Annotated in this window: 16 protein-coding genes; 7 read left to right on the top strand and 9 right to left on the bottom strand. The window is 69.2% G+C overall.

The features are described from left to right. Positions 1 to 34: 34 nt before the first annotated feature. On the bottom strand, positions 35 to 2,158 hold the full coding sequence (malQ, locus tag ACNJ7K_RS01045; RefSeq protein ID WP_487041027.1) for a 4-alpha-glucanotransferase: 2,124 nt from the start codon (positions 2,156 to 2,158) through the stop codon (positions 35 to 37). A 61-nt stretch (positions 2,159 to 2,219) separates the two neighbouring features. On the opposite strand from malQ, the gene ACNJ7K_RS01040 reads away from it, so the two are divergent. Then, positions 2,220 to 2,750 (top strand): O-acetyl-ADP-ribose deacetylase, encoded by a 531-nt coding sequence (locus ACNJ7K_RS01040; RefSeq protein ID WP_060654448.1) that lies wholly within the window; start codon positions 2,220 to 2,222, stop codon positions 2,748 to 2,750. Here the strand turns inward: ACNJ7K_RS01040 and ACNJ7K_RS01035 are convergent. Together ACNJ7K_RS01035 and ACNJ7K_RS01030 are read right to left on the bottom strand one after the other, a co-directional pair. Further along, entirely contained in the window at positions 2,741 to 4,174 is a 1,434-nt protein-coding gene (locus ACNJ7K_RS01035; protein WP_487041026.1) for a T3SS (YopN, CesT) and YbjN peptide-binding chaperone 1, read from the bottom strand. The two genes, ACNJ7K_RS01040 and ACNJ7K_RS01035, sit on opposite strands and share 10 nt — an antisense overlap. 210 nt (positions 4,175 to 4,384) lie before the next feature. Next, positions 4,385 to 5,383, bottom strand: coding sequence for an alpha/beta hydrolase (locus tag ACNJ7K_RS01030; RefSeq protein WP_487041025.1), 999 nt, complete (start codon positions 5,381 to 5,383; stop codon positions 4,385 to 4,387). Between the two features lie 341 nt (positions 5,384 to 5,724). On the opposite strand from ACNJ7K_RS01030, the gene ACNJ7K_RS01025 reads away from it, so the two are divergent. The 5 genes from ACNJ7K_RS01025 (at position 5,725) to ACNJ7K_RS01005 (ending at position 11,034) form a co-directional block, all read left to right on the top strand. Further along, positions 5,725 to 6,039, top strand: a complete 315-nt coding sequence (locus ACNJ7K_RS01025; RefSeq protein ID WP_487041024.1) for a non-ribosomal peptide synthetase — start codon at positions 5,725 to 5,727, stop codon at positions 6,037 to 6,039. Between the two features lie 94 nt (positions 6,040 to 6,133). Continuing rightward, the gene (locus ACNJ7K_RS01020; RefSeq protein WP_487041023.1) at positions 6,134 to 7,672 is read left to right on the top strand and encodes a carboxylesterase/lipase family protein; all 1,539 of its coding nucleotides are present in this window, start codon (positions 6,134 to 6,136) and stop codon (positions 7,670 to 7,672) included. Positions 7,673 to 7,773: 101 nt separating this feature from the next. Further along, complete coding sequence (locus tag ACNJ7K_RS01015; protein WP_120282071.1) at positions 7,774 to 8,430, top strand: TetR family transcriptional regulator; 657 nt, start codon at positions 7,774 to 7,776, stop codon at positions 8,428 to 8,430. A gap of 10 nt (positions 8,431 to 8,440) precedes the next feature. Beyond that, a complete protein-coding gene (locus ACNJ7K_RS01010) occupies positions 8,441 to 9,385 on the top strand; it encodes an ABC transporter ATP-binding protein (protein ID WP_487041022.1) in 945 nt (314 codons plus the stop codon). Beyond that, on the top strand, positions 9,382 to 11,034 hold the full coding sequence (locus ACNJ7K_RS01005; RefSeq protein WP_487041021.1) for an ABC transporter permease: 1,653 nt from the start codon (positions 9,382 to 9,384) through the stop codon (positions 11,032 to 11,034). Before ACNJ7K_RS01010 ends, ACNJ7K_RS01005 begins: the two co-directional genes overlap by 4 nt. 4 nt (positions 11,035 to 11,038) lie before the next feature. On the opposite strand, the gene ACNJ7K_RS01000 is transcribed toward ACNJ7K_RS01005, so the two are convergent. The 6 genes from ACNJ7K_RS01000 to ACNJ7K_RS00975 are packed head-to-tail and all read right to left on the bottom strand — an operon-like array spanning position 11,039 to position 14,227. Then, positions 11,039 to 11,329 carry a GNAT family N-acetyltransferase gene (locus ACNJ7K_RS01000; protein WP_006552909.1) on the bottom strand — a complete coding sequence of 97 codons (291 nt, stop codon included), beginning with the start codon at positions 11,327 to 11,329 and terminating at the stop codon, positions 11,039 to 11,041. Beyond that, positions 11,326 to 11,976, bottom strand: coding sequence for a Type 1 glutamine amidotransferase-like domain-containing protein (locus ACNJ7K_RS00995; RefSeq protein ID WP_487041020.1), 651 nt, complete (start codon positions 11,974 to 11,976; stop codon positions 11,326 to 11,328). Before ACNJ7K_RS00995 ends, ACNJ7K_RS01000 begins: the two co-directional genes overlap by 4 nt. 4 nt (positions 11,977 to 11,980) lie before the next feature. Then, entirely contained in the window at positions 11,981 to 12,835 is an 855-nt protein-coding gene (locus ACNJ7K_RS00990) for a maleylpyruvate isomerase family mycothiol-dependent enzyme (protein ID WP_487041019.1), read from the bottom strand. Next, on the bottom strand, positions 12,832 to 13,272 hold the full coding sequence (locus tag ACNJ7K_RS00985; RefSeq protein WP_059383670.1) for an HIT family protein: 441 nt from the start codon (positions 13,270 to 13,272) through the stop codon (positions 12,832 to 12,834). The genes ACNJ7K_RS00990 and ACNJ7K_RS00985 overlap by 4 nt, the downstream gene beginning before the upstream one ends. 9 nt (positions 13,273 to 13,281) lie before the next feature. Next, positions 13,282 to 14,046 (bottom strand): SIR2 family NAD-dependent protein deacylase, encoded by a 765-nt coding sequence (locus ACNJ7K_RS00980; protein ID WP_085469577.1) that lies wholly within the window; start codon positions 14,044 to 14,046, stop codon positions 13,282 to 13,284. A gap of 22 nt (positions 14,047 to 14,068) precedes the next feature. Continuing rightward, on the bottom strand, positions 14,069 to 14,227 hold the full coding sequence (locus ACNJ7K_RS00975; RefSeq protein WP_167388354.1) for a hypothetical protein: 159 nt from the start codon (positions 14,225 to 14,227) through the stop codon (positions 14,069 to 14,071). A 437-nt stretch (positions 14,228 to 14,664) separates the two neighbouring features. Between ACNJ7K_RS00975 and ACNJ7K_RS00970 the strand changes: the two genes are divergently transcribed. Then, positions 14,665 to 15,608 (top strand): NAD(P) transhydrogenase subunit alpha (locus tag ACNJ7K_RS00970; RefSeq protein WP_487041018.1); only part of this gene is annotated, 944 nt, incomplete at its 3' end.

Below are 15,608 nucleotides of genomic sequence, written 5' to 3'. Positions count from 1 at the left end.
CATCCGGATCGGCGGCCGCAGCGTTCGTGTGATGTCACTCCACCGGTGAGGTGTCTCCGGAGACCGCACGGGCCAGTCTCGCGAATCCGTCGTGGTCGACGAGGTCCTCGACGAGCACGACCTTGCCGCGGGCATCGGCGAGCGGAACCCGCCAGTTCGGATACTCGTCGACGGTGCCCGGCTGGTTCTGGCTGCGTCGCTCACCGGTCGCATCCGCCAACGAAACACCCAGCAGCGCAGACGGACTCGCTGCGATGAGCCGGTGCAGTGCCTCGACCTGGCGATCGACGTCGGTCTCGCCTTCGTCGAGCAGACCCCGTTCGACCGCGAGCGCCAGAACGGAGTCGCGTTCGGCGGCCGCATCGGTCAGTTCGGCGTCGAGGTCGCCCTCGAGCAGGCCGAGCTCCGACCGCAGCCGGATGTGGTCGCCCGCCAGATATCCCGCCGTGGGCGCGAGGTCGTGTGTGGTCACCGAGGTCAGGCACAGGGGGCGGTAGGTCTCCGGACCGCGCGGGGAGTCCTCGTCGCGTTCGAACCACAGGATCGACGTCCCGGCGATGCCGCGCTCGGCAAGATACTCCTGCACCCACTCCTCGAAGACCCCGAGGTCCTCACCTACGACCACGGCACCGGCGCGATGCGCCTCGAGCGCCAGGATGCCGACGAGTGCCTCGTGGTCGCTGCGGACGTACGCGCCGTCGGCAGGCGACATCCCCTCCGGCACCCACCAGGTGCGGAACAGTCCCAGGATGTGATCGGCCCGGACACCGCCTGCGTGCCGCAACGCCGAGCGCACCACATCGCGGAAGGGGATGTATCCCAGCTCCGCAAGACGATCCGGCCGCCACGGCGGCTGATTCCAGTTCTGGCCGTTGCGGTTGAAGTCGTCGGCGGGGGCGCCCACCGTGACGCCCGACGCCAGCGCGTCGCCCAGTGTCCAGGCGTCGGCGCCGTGCGGACCGACACCCACCGCGAGGTCGTGCACGATGCCGATATCGGAACCTGCTGCGAGCGACGCGGTTTGGGCGTTCGCGAGCTGCTCGTCGCACAACCACTGCAGCCACCGGTGGAAGTCGATCCGCGAGGCCAGTCGCTCGCGCAACCGGACGACCTTCGGGTCGTCGGGGCTCGGGGCGCGCGACGCCCACCGGTCGGCGCGGTCGCCGAACTTCTCGTACAGCGCACACCACAGCGCGAAGTCGTCGAGCGCCTGCCCACCCTCGGCGCAGAACGCCTCGTACCGTGCGCGTCGGGCGGGGCCGAGTGGCACCCGGTACACGCGCTCGAGGACGTCGAGTTTCGCGCGGAAGGTCGCATCCCGGTCGAGACGCCGTGCCTTCCGGTTCGCCTTCGCCGCGCGCTGCGCGTGCTCGTCGAGTTCCTTGCGGTGTTTCGCGGGGAGGTAGGCCGCCTCCGGGATGTCCTCGATACGCAGGTACAGCGGGTCGACGAAACGCCGCGACGACGGCAGGTAGGGCGACGGTTCGTGCGGCGGCACGGGCTCGGCCGCGTGCACGGGGTTGATCAGGACGAAGTCGCCGCCGTAACCGGCCGTGATCGCCGCCAGATCGGCCAGGTCGGCGAAATCACCGATGCCCCACGACCGGCGGCTGCGCACCGAATAGATCTGGGCCGCAAGGCCCCAGCGCTTCTTCTCGAGCAGCCGGTCGGCGGTGGACAGCCGGCGCGGGGTCACGACCAGGACCGCGGTGGTCTCGATGTCGTTGCTGCGGGCGTGCACGACATGCCAGCCGAGGGGCAGGCGCGGAACGGCGAAGGTCGCGCGGCCCACGAGCCGGCCGTCGACGGTCCGCGGGTCCACCCACACGTCGAGCTGCTCGACGTCGACCTCCGCCCCGTCCTCGGCGACGACCCACACCGACACCGGGTCGCCGTGCGGCACGTGCACCGGGAACGTCCGGTCGTCGCCCTCGACGACCACGAGCGCGGGCGGGAGCATGCAGCGCCACGGGCGGTCGTCGAAGTCGGCGAGCGATGCCACGACCTCGTCGTCCGTCCCGGCCGGGACGTCGAGCGCGGCGAGTACGCGCCGCAACGTCTCGTCGGAGACATCGTGGTCGCGTCCACCCCATCCCGTGTAGGTGGTGGTGATGCCGTGCTTTCCGGCCAGTTCGCGCAGCTTCGCCGAGGACGTCACGGTCCTGAATCATGCCAGCAAAACGACTCGGGGGCAGCGCGCGGAACATATGGTCGACAGCGTGACCGCTCTCGACATCGCGCACGGCGACATCACCACCATCGCGGTGGATGCGATCGTCAACGCCGCGAACTCCTCCCTGCTCGGGGGCGGGGGAGTGGACGGTGCGATCCACCGGGCGGGCGGCCCGGAGATCCTCGCGGCCTGCCGCGAACTCCGGGCGACCTCGCTACCCGACGGACTCGAACCGGGCCGTGCGGTGGCGACTCCCGCGGGGCGTCTCCCGGCGCGATGGGTGATCCACACCGTGGGCCCGGTGTGGTCGGCGCACGAGGACCGATCCGGGATCCTGCGTTCGGCGTACCGCAACAGTCTGCTCGTCGCGCAGGACCTCGGCGCCCGCACGGTGTCGTTCCCGCTCGTCTCGGCCGGCGTCTACGGCTGGCCGCTCGACGACGCCGCCCTGCAGGCCGTCACCACCATCCGGGAGACGCAGACGGATGTGGAGACCGTCGTACTCGTCGGCTTCGACAACGCCGCTGTCGACGCGCTCCGTCGCGCCGTGTCCCGAGCGGGATCGGCTCAGGAGTAATCACCGAAGCCGTCGAAGAGGGTCGGTTCGTCGGGGTTGTCGAACAGTGCGGGCTGCTCGGGCGCCGCCTCACGGCCGGCGCTCGATCTCGATGCGCGCGATCCGGCCGAATCGGTACCCTCGCCCTGTTCGAGGAACTGCAGGGCCTCCGCGAGCGAGCGGCTCGTCGCCTCCCATTCGAGTGCCCGCGCCCGTGCCTCGCGAGCACCGTCGGTGTTGAGCGCTGCCTCGCGGGTCTGCGACTCGCCGTCCCACCACACCTGCAGTTCGGTGCTGATGGTGAGGAACCGCCGCAACTGCTCGGGATTGCGATCGCCGATCGCCGCGACGGTGCTCGCGGTGACATCGGTCGCGCCGTCGAGATGGAAGTCGCGCACCGCGAGCAGGGCCACCGGCAGATCGTCCTCGGCGTCGGGTAACTGCGAGACGTCGCCCCAGGGCGGATCGGCCGCACCACCCGTCGCCCCGTCGAATCCCTGATCGCGCAGCAACGAGCCACCGATATGGGTGGCGAACGAACTGTCGACGGTGTCGAGGAACTGCGTGATGGTCTCGAGCGATCCGAGCAGGTGCGCCGGAGCGAACGGCGCGGCCGGAACATGGTCGACGATCGCGAGCCGGTCGTCGACCAGCACGAACTTCAGGTGCGGCCACCGGCGGTTGAGGTCGACGCAGATCTCGGCGGCCCGCGTGCGTCCGGTGATGGAATGGACGATCGGTGCGAACAGGTCGACGGTGCCGCCTCCGGGGCCGACACCGACGAACACCAGCACCCCGGCGATCCGCAGGACGAGATCGCCGTCCTCGTCCCAGGCGGGCAGATCGTCGATCCGCTCGTGCAGGGTGGATTCGATCAGTTCGCGCACGTGGTCGTCGCCGGTGGGGACGACCACGAGCGGCACCTGCGGGGCCTGCGTGCGACCGGCCTGCGGCGTCTCGGGCACGAGGAACGAGGTGAGCTCGGCGACCGAGCGCTCCGTTCCGAACGTCTCGGCCCGCAGGAAGAGGGGATGGGGAACACCCCACACCGAGCGCAGGGCACGCACGGCGATCACGGCGAGCTGATCGGCCCAGCTGCCCGGACGATCGATCCAGAAGGCCGGGGATCCGCCGTCCTCCGGATCGTCCGGTCCGCGGGAGGGCGCCTGCAGCCCGAGTTCGAGGAGCATCTGCTCGTCGACCGGGGTGAGGTGCCGGTCGGGGGCCAGGTGGGCGTTGGACGGGACCTCGCAGCGGACGAGCCGGTCTCCCCACGCGTAGAACTGCACGCACGGCCCCGCCGGGCCGCCGGCCTCGTCGGTGAAGGGTTCGAGGACCAGGCCGTCGCCGTCGCTCATGGCCGCGACATGGTCGGCCAGGCGCGTGCGGAACTCGCGCCAGGCCGCATCGACGTCCTGGTCGAACCGGGTCTGCGCGTCGGCCATGATCGGACCCCCTTCTCTGTGCGGTCGAGCCGAGAGAAAGACTAGTCGCCGGCACCGACAGGCCTTCCTCCGCTCGGTCGCACGAGCGGCGGCTCGCCGCAGCGCATGGTTCTCGGCCGGCGACGGCCGCCGGAGTGTTCCGATCCCGGCGAGCGAAACCGTGTCGATCCGTCCTGAGGTGGCCGACCATCGACGCGCCGGGGAACGGATTCACCGGAGTGCGCGCACGAAGCGGCCGATCTCGGCGATCGCGCGGCCGCTCTCCGGGACGACTCCCGCCGCGGCCTGGAAGACGTGCACCTGTTTCTCCCACACCTGGAGTTCGGCGGAGACCCCGGCGAGTTGCAGTCGCCGGGCCATCAGCTCGGCGTCGACGTAGGTCATCTCCTCGGATCCGGTCTGGATGAGTGCAGGAGGCATCTCCGACAGATCGAGATCGACGGGGGAGGCGACGGGCTCGGCGCCTTCGCCACCGAGGCGCTCGGCGCGTTCCACGAGGGTGGACAGCACGGCTACGGCGCGTCGCGGGAAGACGGCACACCGGTGGGAGTTGGGATGGTCGAGCTTGCCCTGCGGGTCGAGATCGGTGAGGGGTGACAGCGCGACGGTGCCGGCCGGGCGGCCGATGCCGAGTCGTACGGCTTCGTGGGCGACGGCGAAGGTGAGGAAGCCGCCGGCGGAGTCCCCGGCGATCACGACACGCTCGGCCGGGTAGCCGTGCGCGACGAGCCAGCGCAATCCGTCGAGTCCGTCCTCGACCGCGCGCCGGATCGGATGGCGGGGCAGCATGCGGTAGCCGACGGCCAGGACCGGCGCTCCGGTGGCAGCGGAGATGCGCGAGACCAGATGGCGGTGCGTGGTGAGGCCGCAGCACAGGAACGCGCCACCGTGCAGGTACAGGACGGCCGTGCCGTGCCGGCCGACCGGCGGTGCGGCGCCGGGCGCCCACAGCAGTTCCGCCCGGCACGTCAGGAGATCGACCCGTCGACGATGCGTGCCGGGCACCGGCACGAGAGGGAACGCGAGGTGGTCGATCGCCGACGCCGGCCAGGGGAGGGTCGGGGCGTACGACCACGCCTCGATGAACGGCCGCACGGTACGGCGCACGGAGAAGGACAAGGCACGGGACTGAGTGCTCACCCCCGCGAACTCGCGCGTGGTCGCGTGGTGCGCGGGCAGAGGGAGCAACTCGGTGCGGGCGACGCTCACGACCGGCACCTCCTCGGTCTGCCCGGAGTCGTGGTCGGACCCCGTCGGGGTGGCTGCACGAACTTCGGATTTACGAGGATACGCCCGTTCATCCAGGTCGCGAGGGTTTGCCGAGCAATCGTTGTGGTCCTGGTCTCAGGGTGATGATTCCGGGTGAAGGCGGGTTCTCGGCGATGTACCTTCTGTCAGGTACCGGCAGTGCAAAAAGTTTTCCGGACCTTCTACACATTCCGTACTTTTCGGGCCACACTGACTGTATGTTTCGACTGCGGCGCGCGGCCCGGCGTCGCTCCTGGGGGACGAACGAAGGCGAGATGTTGCGTAAATTCGACGTTGCAAGCATGAGTGCCGACGAGATCACCGCGGAGGACCTGCCCCGGATGGTGGCGGATGCCGCGGCATGCGAGCCCGACCGGATCGCCGTGGCGCACGGTGTGGACACCACCACCTACGCGCACCTGCACGACGAGATCGTCAAGCTCGATGCGGCCATGGGAATCCTGCTGGGACAGGCTTCGCTCGTGCCCATCGCGCTCGCAACCGTCTTCCCGGCGCTGGCCGACTCGGCGCGCGGCGACCTGCGCGACGTGCTCGACGCACTCGTGATCGATCTCGTCGACTGCGTGGCACCGGCACCTCTCTCCGCAGCCGGCTGACGAACCGCCCGTGATCCACCATCATTGAATCGGTAGGTCGACGAACGAAGTGATCGGTGCTTGCACGGCAGCACCGGTTCGGGTGGGAGGTCACGTGGAGGACGACACGCTCACCGTCGCCTGCAAGTACGGCGAGGTCCGGGGATATCGCGACGGCGGGGTCTACGTCTGGAAGGGCATCCCGTACGCGGCCCCGACCGGTTCCCGGCGGTTCCGGGCGCCGCTACCGCCGGAACCGTGGGACGGCGTCCTCGACGGCTCACGGTTCGGACCGATAGCTCCGCAGAGTCGACAGAGCCCGATCGGGATCGACCCCGAGATGACATTGAGCGAGGACTGTCTCTCGCTCAACATCTGGGCGCCGCCGCCCGACGGACGCCGACGCCCGGTCATGGTCTGGATCCACGGTGGTGCCTACGTGCTCGGTTACTCCGGTCAGAAGATCTACGACGGCCGAAACCTGTGCGAGAGCGGCGATGTCCTGGTCGTCACGATCAACTACCGGCTCGGCGCGCTCGGCTTCCTCGACCTGTCGTCCTTCTCCACACCCGAGACCACGTTCGAATCCAACGTCGGCCTCCGGGACCAGATCGCCGCCCTCGAATGGGTGCGCGACTGCATCGCCGACTTCGGGGGGGACCCGGACTGCGTGACGCTCTTCGGGGAATCGTCGGGCGCGGGGTCGATCACGACGCTCATGACGGTCCCGAAGGCCGAAGGCCTCTTTCATCGCGCGATCGCCCAGTCGCCGCCCGCCACCTCGGTGTACGGCAGCGAACGCGCCGCGACGGTCGCACAGCGCTTCCTCGAGATCCTCGACCTACCGCCGTCCCGGGCCGCCGAACTGCTCACGATGTCGACCGACACACTGGTCGAAGCGTCGGAAGTGCTCGTCGCCGAGACCCCGACCAAGGTGCCGGGAACGCTCGCCATGACCCCGGTCGTCGATCGCGACCTGGTGCCGAAGTATCCGGTCGCGGCCTTCCAGAAGGGGCTGTCGCACCGGATCCCGCTGATCATCGGCTCGAACAAGGACGAGCCGTCGATCTTCCGCTTCATGAAGTCGCCGTTGATGCCCGTGAACGATACGGCCGTGCAGGCGATGTTCAAGGCGCTGGCCGACGACCGGACGGATCTGCCTCCCGAGCGTCTCGCCGAGATCGTCTCGGCGTATCCCGACCTACCCAAACCCGCCGGGGCGATGGCGCTCTCGCGCGACGCCGGTTTCCGCATGCCGGTGCTGTGGGTCGCCGAAGCGCACAGTACGCATTCGCCGACCTGGGTGTACCGCTTCGACCACGCCACCCCGATGCTCAAAGCCGCCCGGATCGGAGCCGGGCACGCGACCGAATTGCCATATGTCTTCGGAAATTTCGGAACTCTCGGCCGGGATCCGTCCTTCTGGCTCGGCGGCCGCAAGGCCGCCGGTGAGGTCTCCGGACGTGTGCAGCGGCGCTGGTTCGCGTTCGCGCACCACGGTGTGCCTGCGGCACTGGACGGCTCGAAGCACTGGCCGCAGTACGAGGTGGAGGAACGCTCGACCCTACTCATCGACTCCGCGGACAGGGTCGAGTCGGATCCGGACGGCGAGATGCGCCGGGTCTGGGGTACCGAGGTCATGGCCTTCACCTGAGCGCACCGCGCACCGGTGCGGCACGTGCTCCGATGGCACATGCCGTGAGATGACACATACGGTGCGTTGATCGGGTTGAACACGTGTGCAACACTTGAAACGTGCGTTCAACCGCCGCCGGTGACGACCTCACCACCCGTGCACGGATCCGCGACGCTGCCATCCGGTGCATCGCCGCGTACGGCGTCGGCGTGCCGCTGCGCACCATCGCCGCCGAGTGCGGCGTCAGCGCCTCGCTGATCGTGCACCATTTCGGATCCCGCGCCGGACTGAAGGAACACTGCGACCGGTACGTGCTCGACGGGATCCGGCAGGCGAAGAGCGCAGTCCTCGACCCCCGACTCGGGTCGGACGCTTTGCACGATCAGGTGGAACACATCGAGAGCTATGCCTCGACGGTCGCCTATCTCTTCCGCACTCTCCGTGCGGGCGGCCGAACCGCCGCCGATTTCTTCGACCGGTTCGTCGCCGAGACCGAGGCCTATCTCGAGGAGGCTGTGGCGGCCGGAACCGTACGGCCCAGCCGATTTCCGTCCGAACGAGCGCGGCTCCTCGCGTCCTTCAGCGTCGGCGCCGTGCTCATGGATCTTCCCGGACCCGACGAGTACCTCGATCTCGAAAGCTTCCCCTCCAGACTGCGCTCCTACACCGAACGCCTCGCGCTGCCGATGCTCGAGCTCTACACCGAGCCGTTGCTGACGGACTCGACCCTTCTCGACGCCTATCTGGCAGCGCGTGAGGCAGCCCCCGACTCCTGACGGAGGAAAGATGGACACCCCTCTCATCGAAATCCGCGACATCGTCAAGACATTCGGAACCACCAGAGCTCTCGACGGGTTCTCGATGACCGTCGAACGCGGCACCGTCGCGGGCTTCCTCGGACCGAACGGCGCCGGCAAGTCCACGGCGATCCGCGTGCTGCTCGGAATGCTGCGTGCCGATTCCGGCACCGTCCGCGTCCTCGGACTCGACCCGTGGACCGACGCCGTCGCGATCCACCGCCGACTCGCGTACGTGCCCGGCGACACGAATCTGTGGCCCACCCTCACCGGGGGCGAGATCATCGACGTCCTCACCCGCATCCGCGGAGGAGAGGTACGCACTCGTCGTCGCGCCGAACTCCTCGAACGGTTCGAACTCGACCCGACGAAGAAGGCCCGCACCTACTCGAAGGGCAACCGGCAGAAGGTCGCACTCGTCGCCGCCCTCGCATCGGACGCCGAGCTCTACCTGCTCGACGAACCCACCTCGGGTCTCGACCCACTCATGGAGGCGGTGTTCACCGAGGAGGTGCGAGGGCTCCGCGACCGCGGCGCGACCGTCCTGTTGTCCAGCCACATCCTCGCCGAGGTCGAGAAGCTCTGCGACACGGTGACGATCATCCGGGCCGGGCGCGACGTCGAGACCGGCACCCTCGCGCAGTTGCGGCACCTGACGCGCTCGTCCGTGCGGGCCACCACGAGTGCCCCTGCCGAGCGACTGGGCGGGCTCTCCGGGGTCCACGACCTCTACGCCGACGACGGCCGGCTCGCGTTCGACGTCGACAACACCGCCCTCGCCCCGGTCCTGCAGGAACTCGCCGGACTCGGCGTCGAGAACCTCACCATCACGCCCCCGTCGCTCGAAGAGCTGTTCATGCGGCACTACGGCGACACCTTCGACACCGGTGACGGGAACGGCGCCGGTGCGGTGGAGGAGGTGTCCTCACGATGACCACGACGACACCGACAGCTGTACCGACCCCGAGCGGTACCTCCGCGACGTCCGCGGCACCGTTCACCGGGCTCGGCACCCTGCTGCGGCTCTACCTGCGGCTGGACCGCGTGCGCATCACCGTCTGGACCCTCGCGCTCGCCTTCACGGTGTGGTCGACCGTCCTCAGCCTGGCCGCGGTCTATCCCGACGAGGCATCGCGCCAGGCTCGCGCGGCCCTGCTGGAGAATCCGGCAGCCGTGCTCATGACGGGACCGGCCTACGGGATCGACGACTACACGCTCGGGGCGATGACCGCGAACGAACTGAGCCTGACCGTCTTCGTCGCGACCGCGATCATGAGCATCCTGCTCGTCGTGCGGCACACCCGGGCGCAGGAGGAATCCGGCCGGCTCGAACTTCTGCGGGCGCTGCCCGTCGGGGCCTATGCTCCGCCGGCGGCCGCCCTGATGCTGGTCTCGGTCGCGAACCTCATCGTGGGCACCGGTATCACCGTCGCGCTCATCGCAGGCGGGCTCGATGTCGTCGGCTCGGTCGCCTTCGGTGTGGCCTCCGCCGTCACCGGGGTGCTCTTCGGTGCGGTCGCGGCAGTGACCGCCCAGTTCGGCGAACACTCCCGCTCGGCCACGGGTACCGCGCTCGCAGTGCTCGCTGCGGCCTTCTTCGTCCGCGGAGCCGGCGACATCATCGAGGCCACCGGGTCGTGGCTGTCGTGGCTCTCGCCGATCGCCTGGGCCCAGCAGACCCGGCTCTACGTCGACGAGCGGTGGTGGCCGCTGCTGTTGTCCGTCGCCACGACGGTCGTGCTGCTCACCGTAGCCGTGGCGCTGTCGCGGCGCCGCGACCTCGGAGCCGGTCTACGGGCACCGAAACCCGGACCCGCCGAGGCCGATTCCGCGTTGCTCGGTCCGGTGGGGTTGATCCGTCGCCTGCTGCGCGGAGCGTTCGTGGGCTGGCTGACGGGACTGGTGCTGTTCGGTGTCGCGATGGGCGCCCTCGCCAGTTCCGTGGAGGACCTCATCGACGAGATGCCGCAGGTGCTGGACATGGTCGGCGTGGACCCCGACGCCCTCACCGCGTCCTTCGCCGGGATGATGCTGATGTTCCTCGCCCTCGGTGCCACCGCCTTCGGTGTGTCCGCGGTGGTGCGGATGCGCAGCGAGGAGGACGGCGGACGGTCCGGTCTGGTGATCGTCACCGGAACCGGGCGCAGCGCATGGCTGTCCGCGGCGCTCGGTGTGATCGTCGTCCAGGTGGTCGTGGCGCTGCTCGTCTCCGGCGCCGCGACCGGACTGGGGGTCGCACTCGCGGTGGGCGACTGGGGGTGGGTGCCGCGGATGATCGCGGCGTCCCTGGCCTACGCGCCGGCGGCGATCCTCGTGGTCGCTGTGGCGTTCGCGCTGCTGGGCTGCGTGCCGCGCGCGACCGGGTCGGTGTGGGTGCTGGTGGTGTGGACGGTGTTCGTCGCGTGGCTCGGCGAGATGCTCGATCTACCCGACGAACTCGTCGCACTGTCGCCGTTCTCGCACATCCCGCTCGTGCCCGCAGAAGGGGTGACGGCGATGCCGCTGATCGTCCAGGCGGTCGCGGCGGTGCTGCTCGTCGCAGCGGCGGTCGTCGGTTTCCGCCGCCGCGACGTGCAGGTGTGACGGATCAGTTGCGGTATTCGGGATGTTCGGAGACGAACTTCTCGACGTACGAGCAGGACGTACCGATCTTCAGTCCCTGCTTCTTGGTCTCGTCGAGGGCGTGCTTGACCACGATCCCGGCGAGACCCTTGCCGCGGAACTGCGGGTCGGTGACGGTGTGGTCGAAGTCCCGCAGGTCGCCGTGCTGCGTGTAGTCGGCGTAGGCCGCGAGGTCGTCGCCGAGATAGAGCGCGAAGCGGGCCTTGTCGGCGTCGTGCTCGATCCGGGGTTCGGTGCCGTCGATGTTCTGCGTCATGATTTCACCGTACTCGGGGCGTCCCCTGGAGGAGTGTCGACGACGATCGCGTCGTCGTCGGTCAACGCCACATGCTCGACGCCGTGCTCGCGCAGATACCGCAGGGTTCGCTGTATCCCGTCGTCGGCCAGCAGCGAGTCGCCGGCATGCGGCACGATCGCGTGATCGACCCAGCCGAGTCCGTCCCATACCACCGGGACACCGCAGGTCGCGGCGACTTCGTCGGGGTCGTCGGAGAACTCGATGCCGCGCAGCGACGGTGTCGCGACACAGGCCCCCGCGCTGTATCCCCCGTACACGAGACGGTTGCTGCTCACCAGATCCGTGAGCACGGCGTCGCCTCCACTGCGGGCCAATTGCGCTCGCAGGACGAAGGTGTTTCCGCCGCGCACCCACACGGACGTGAAGCCCGACAGTCGCTGCCGCAGCGAGTCGGGATCGTCGAGGTGATCGCGCAGATCCACCTCCTCCGGAGCGAAGCCGAGCGACCGCAGCGGGCCCATCTCGCTCGTGACCGCCGCCGCGCGGGCGGAGGCCGGCCACGCGTCGGCGGCGTTCGCGATCACCGCGATCCGGCCCGGCGCCACCAGACCGACGAAGGCGTCCGGGTCGGCGCCGAACCGGTAGGAGGACAGGAACAGCCGCACGACGTCAGATCGTGAACGCGAGGTGGTCGACGATGCGACGTCCGACCTCGGTGTCGCCGCCGAGGGAGATCTCCTCGATCCGGTCCTCGGCGCGCACGCGTCCACCGGCGAGCCGAACGAACAACCCGGAGTCCATCGCGATCGTGGTCGTGACCGGTTCGGACAGGGCCGGCACCTCGGTGGCCCGTCCGTGCACCTCGATGTGGATGGTGCGCGCGAGGGGACCGGTGAGTTCGAGCGTGATGCGCGCTCCCTCGGGGGCCTTGCCGCGCTTGCCGACGATGAACGGAACCGCACCGAAGACCTCCGCGGATCCGAGTTCGGCACGCGGGCCGCCCTCGCTGCCCGTCCTGCCGAGCGCGTCGCAGATGTCGAGTTCGTGGAGCCAGCAGTCGAACACGCGGATCCGCATGAAGCGCCCGTACGGTGCCGGCCCGACGGGAGTGTTCGACTGTTTCCCGAAGTCCTCCTGGGTCATCGCGCCGAGTTGCTCCGTGCGCAGGGCGACGATCTCGCGGTACCGCTCGAGCACGTCCGCGCCGGGGACGGGACGCAACGACTCCACCCACAACTCGTTGAAGGCCGCGATGTCGTTGCGCACGTGGTCGAACGAGCGCACGTCGCGTTCGACGCGCGGAGCCTCGATGCCCGCGAGCATCGACTCGGTGCCGATGAGATGCGCAGTGATGTCCTTGACGGTCCATCCCGGCAGGCAGGTGGCGGTCGTCCACTCGTCCTCGGTCAGTCCCGCCAGCAGGTCGTCGAGCACGGCGAACTGCTCGAGCAGCAGCGGCCGGATCGTGTCGATCGGGAACTCGGCAGCGGAGGTGTCGGGGGTGGTGTCGGGCTGTGATGTCACTGGTGCTCCTCGGCGGTGAGACGTTCGAGACCGGCGCGGATGATCGCCGCGGTGGTCTCGGGGTCGTGGGGGCGACGGCGGACCAGACCGATACCCATCCGGACACGATCGCCGTTCCAGCGGGGCAGGAGGTGCAGATGGGTGTGGAAGACGGTCTGGAAGGCTGCTCGTCCGTCGTTCAGGACGAGATTGGTTCCGTCGGTGGCGAGTTCGGAACGGGCCATCGCCCGGGCGATCCGTTGTCCGGCACGGAAGACTGCCGCACCCGACGCCGGATCGAGCTCCTCGAGGCGTGCGGTGTGCACGCGGGGGATCACGAGGGTGTGCCCGCGCGCGATCGGTCGGATGTCGAGGAAGGCCACGACCTCGTCGTCCTCGTACACCCGTGTCGCCGGACCGCTGCCGTCGGCTATGGCGCAGAACACACAGGAACTCACCGGGTCACCTTAACGCGGTGTGTCGGCCCCGATCTCCAGTGTGTCGACGAGGGCGGGGAGACCGACGGCAGCAGTGGTGCGCCAGGCATGGTCGACCTGATCGCTCAGATCGGTCTCGCGTGGATCGATCTGCACCACCGGTACGCCGTGACTGCGTGCGAGCGACGGCAGGCCGGCCGCCGGGTAGACGACACCCGAGGTGCCGACGACGAGCAGCAGGTCGGCATCACGCAGGGACTCGGTCGCGGTCTCCCACGGTTCCTGCGGCAACATCTCGCCGAACCACACGACGCCCGGCCGCCCGTCGCCTCCGCATGCGGGGCACGACGGCGGATCGAGACGAGCGACGGGATCCTCCGGCGGATCGGGAAGGTCGACGGCGCGCTCGCACCTGCTGCAGCGTGGGGCGAACAGGCTTCCGTGCAGATGGGTGACCTCGGAGCTTCCGGCCCGCTCGTGGAGGTCGTCGACGTTCTGCGTCACGATCTGCACGTGGGCCGCCCGTGCCCAGTCGGCGAGCGCCAGGTGTCCGGCATTGGGCTGCACCCGGCGGACGAGCGCGACCCGCCACTGGTACCAGGCCCAGACCGTAGCCGGATCGTCCGCCCACGCCTCCGGTGTGGCGAGCGCGGTGGCGTCGAAGTTCTCCCACAACCCGGTCTGCGCGTCGCGGAAGGTGGGGACACCGCTCTCGGCGGACATCCCGGCACCGGTGAGGACGGCGACGCGGCGGGCCGAGCGGGCGAGGTCGAGGACGGGAGCCGGCACGTTCATGTGGCCAGGTTAGGTGCTCGGGTCAGGAGGGATCCGGGATCGGGTGCTCCCTGCCGCATCGCGGGCACGGCTCCTCCTCGGAGGTGAGCATCGCTCCGCAGTCGGGGCAGAGGAGATGGAGCCAGCAGACCGGGTCGCCGCCGAGGTCGTCGTCGTGGTCCTTCTCGCGGTCGTGACTCATGAGAGCCCCTTACGCCGCCTGCCGGACGAGCGCAAAGATGTCGTTCGGCGACGCGGTATCTGAATCGATTCCGAAGTGTTCTGAATCGGTACACACCGTCGATCGGTACACGCGGAACGAATCTGTTTGCACACCGCCTTCTTTCGCTTCGGAGGCCGTTTCCCGGCCCGTTCCCGGGACCGTTTCCGATCGTCCTCCACGCTCTTGCTCACCGGAGGAAAATGGCATTTGTGAGGTGAGCTGCCTCACAAACTTGCGCCATCTTGCTGTTCGGACTCGATTCAGATGATTTCACCAGGTTGCGAGGTCACGGGAGGGCACGGTAGGTCTGCTTAAGCCTTTCAGTGCATGACGGGCCGTCACATGGCCTTCGATAACGCATCTTTCGCCGCCGATCGCGGCACGACGCGCACTTTCATCGACGCAGGAGTCAAGAATTGAGTACCGAAGGATCGAACACGGGGAGCGGAGCGCACCGCCGTCCGACCGTCGGCGTGGTTCGTGAGACGAACGACGGGGAACGGCGGGTCGCGCTCGTACCGAAGATCGTGCCCTCCTTGATCGGCAAGGGGCTCGACGTCGTCGTCGAGTCCGGTGCCGGCCAGGGCGCGCTCATTCCGGATGCGGCTTACAAGGAAGCCGGCGCGACCGTCGGCGACGCCTGGTCCGCCGACATCGTCGTCAAGGTCGCTCCGCCGAGCGACGCCGAGATCGCACGCCTGAAGTCCGGTCAGCGCCTGATCGGCTTCCTCGCCCCGCGCAACGCCGACAACCAGATCGGCTCCCTGACGCAGGCCGGTGTCGAGGCGTACGCCGTCGAGGCCATTCCTCGTATCTCCCGCGCGCAGGTCATGGATGCCCTGTCGTCGCAGGCGAACGTCGCCGGTTACAAGGCCGTGCTGGTCGCGGCGAGCGAATCCACGCGCTTCTTCCCGATGCTCACCACCGCCGCAGGCACCGTGAAGCCGGCGACCGTGCTGGTGCTCGGTGTGGGCGTCGCGGGTCTGCAGGCGCTCGCCACGGCGAAGCGTCTCGGTGGCCGCACCACCGGATACGACGTGCGTCCCGAGGTCGCCGACCAGGTCCGGTCGGTCGGTGCCCAGTGGCTCGACCTCGGCATCGACGCCGCCGGTGAGGGTGGCTACGCACGCGAGCTCACCGAGGCCGAGCGGGCCCAGCAGCAGCAGGCGCTCGAAGACGCCATCAAGGGCTTCGACGTCGTCATCACCACCGCGCTCGTGCCGGGCCGCCCGGCGCCGCGCCTGGTGACCGCCGCCGCGGTCGAAGGGATGAAGCCGGGTTCGGTGATCGTCGACCTCGCCGGCGAGACCGGTGGCAACTGCGAACTCACCGAGCCGGGGCAGACCGTCGTCAAGCACGA

Source organism: Rhodococcus shunpengi, from assembly GCF_048381395.1.
Classification (GTDB): domain Bacteria; phylum Actinomycetota; class Actinomycetes; order Mycobacteriales; family Mycobacteriaceae; genus Rhodococcus.
The sequence above is the reverse complement of the archived record's forward strand: the minus strand, read 5'-3'. Positions and strand labels throughout refer to the sequence as shown.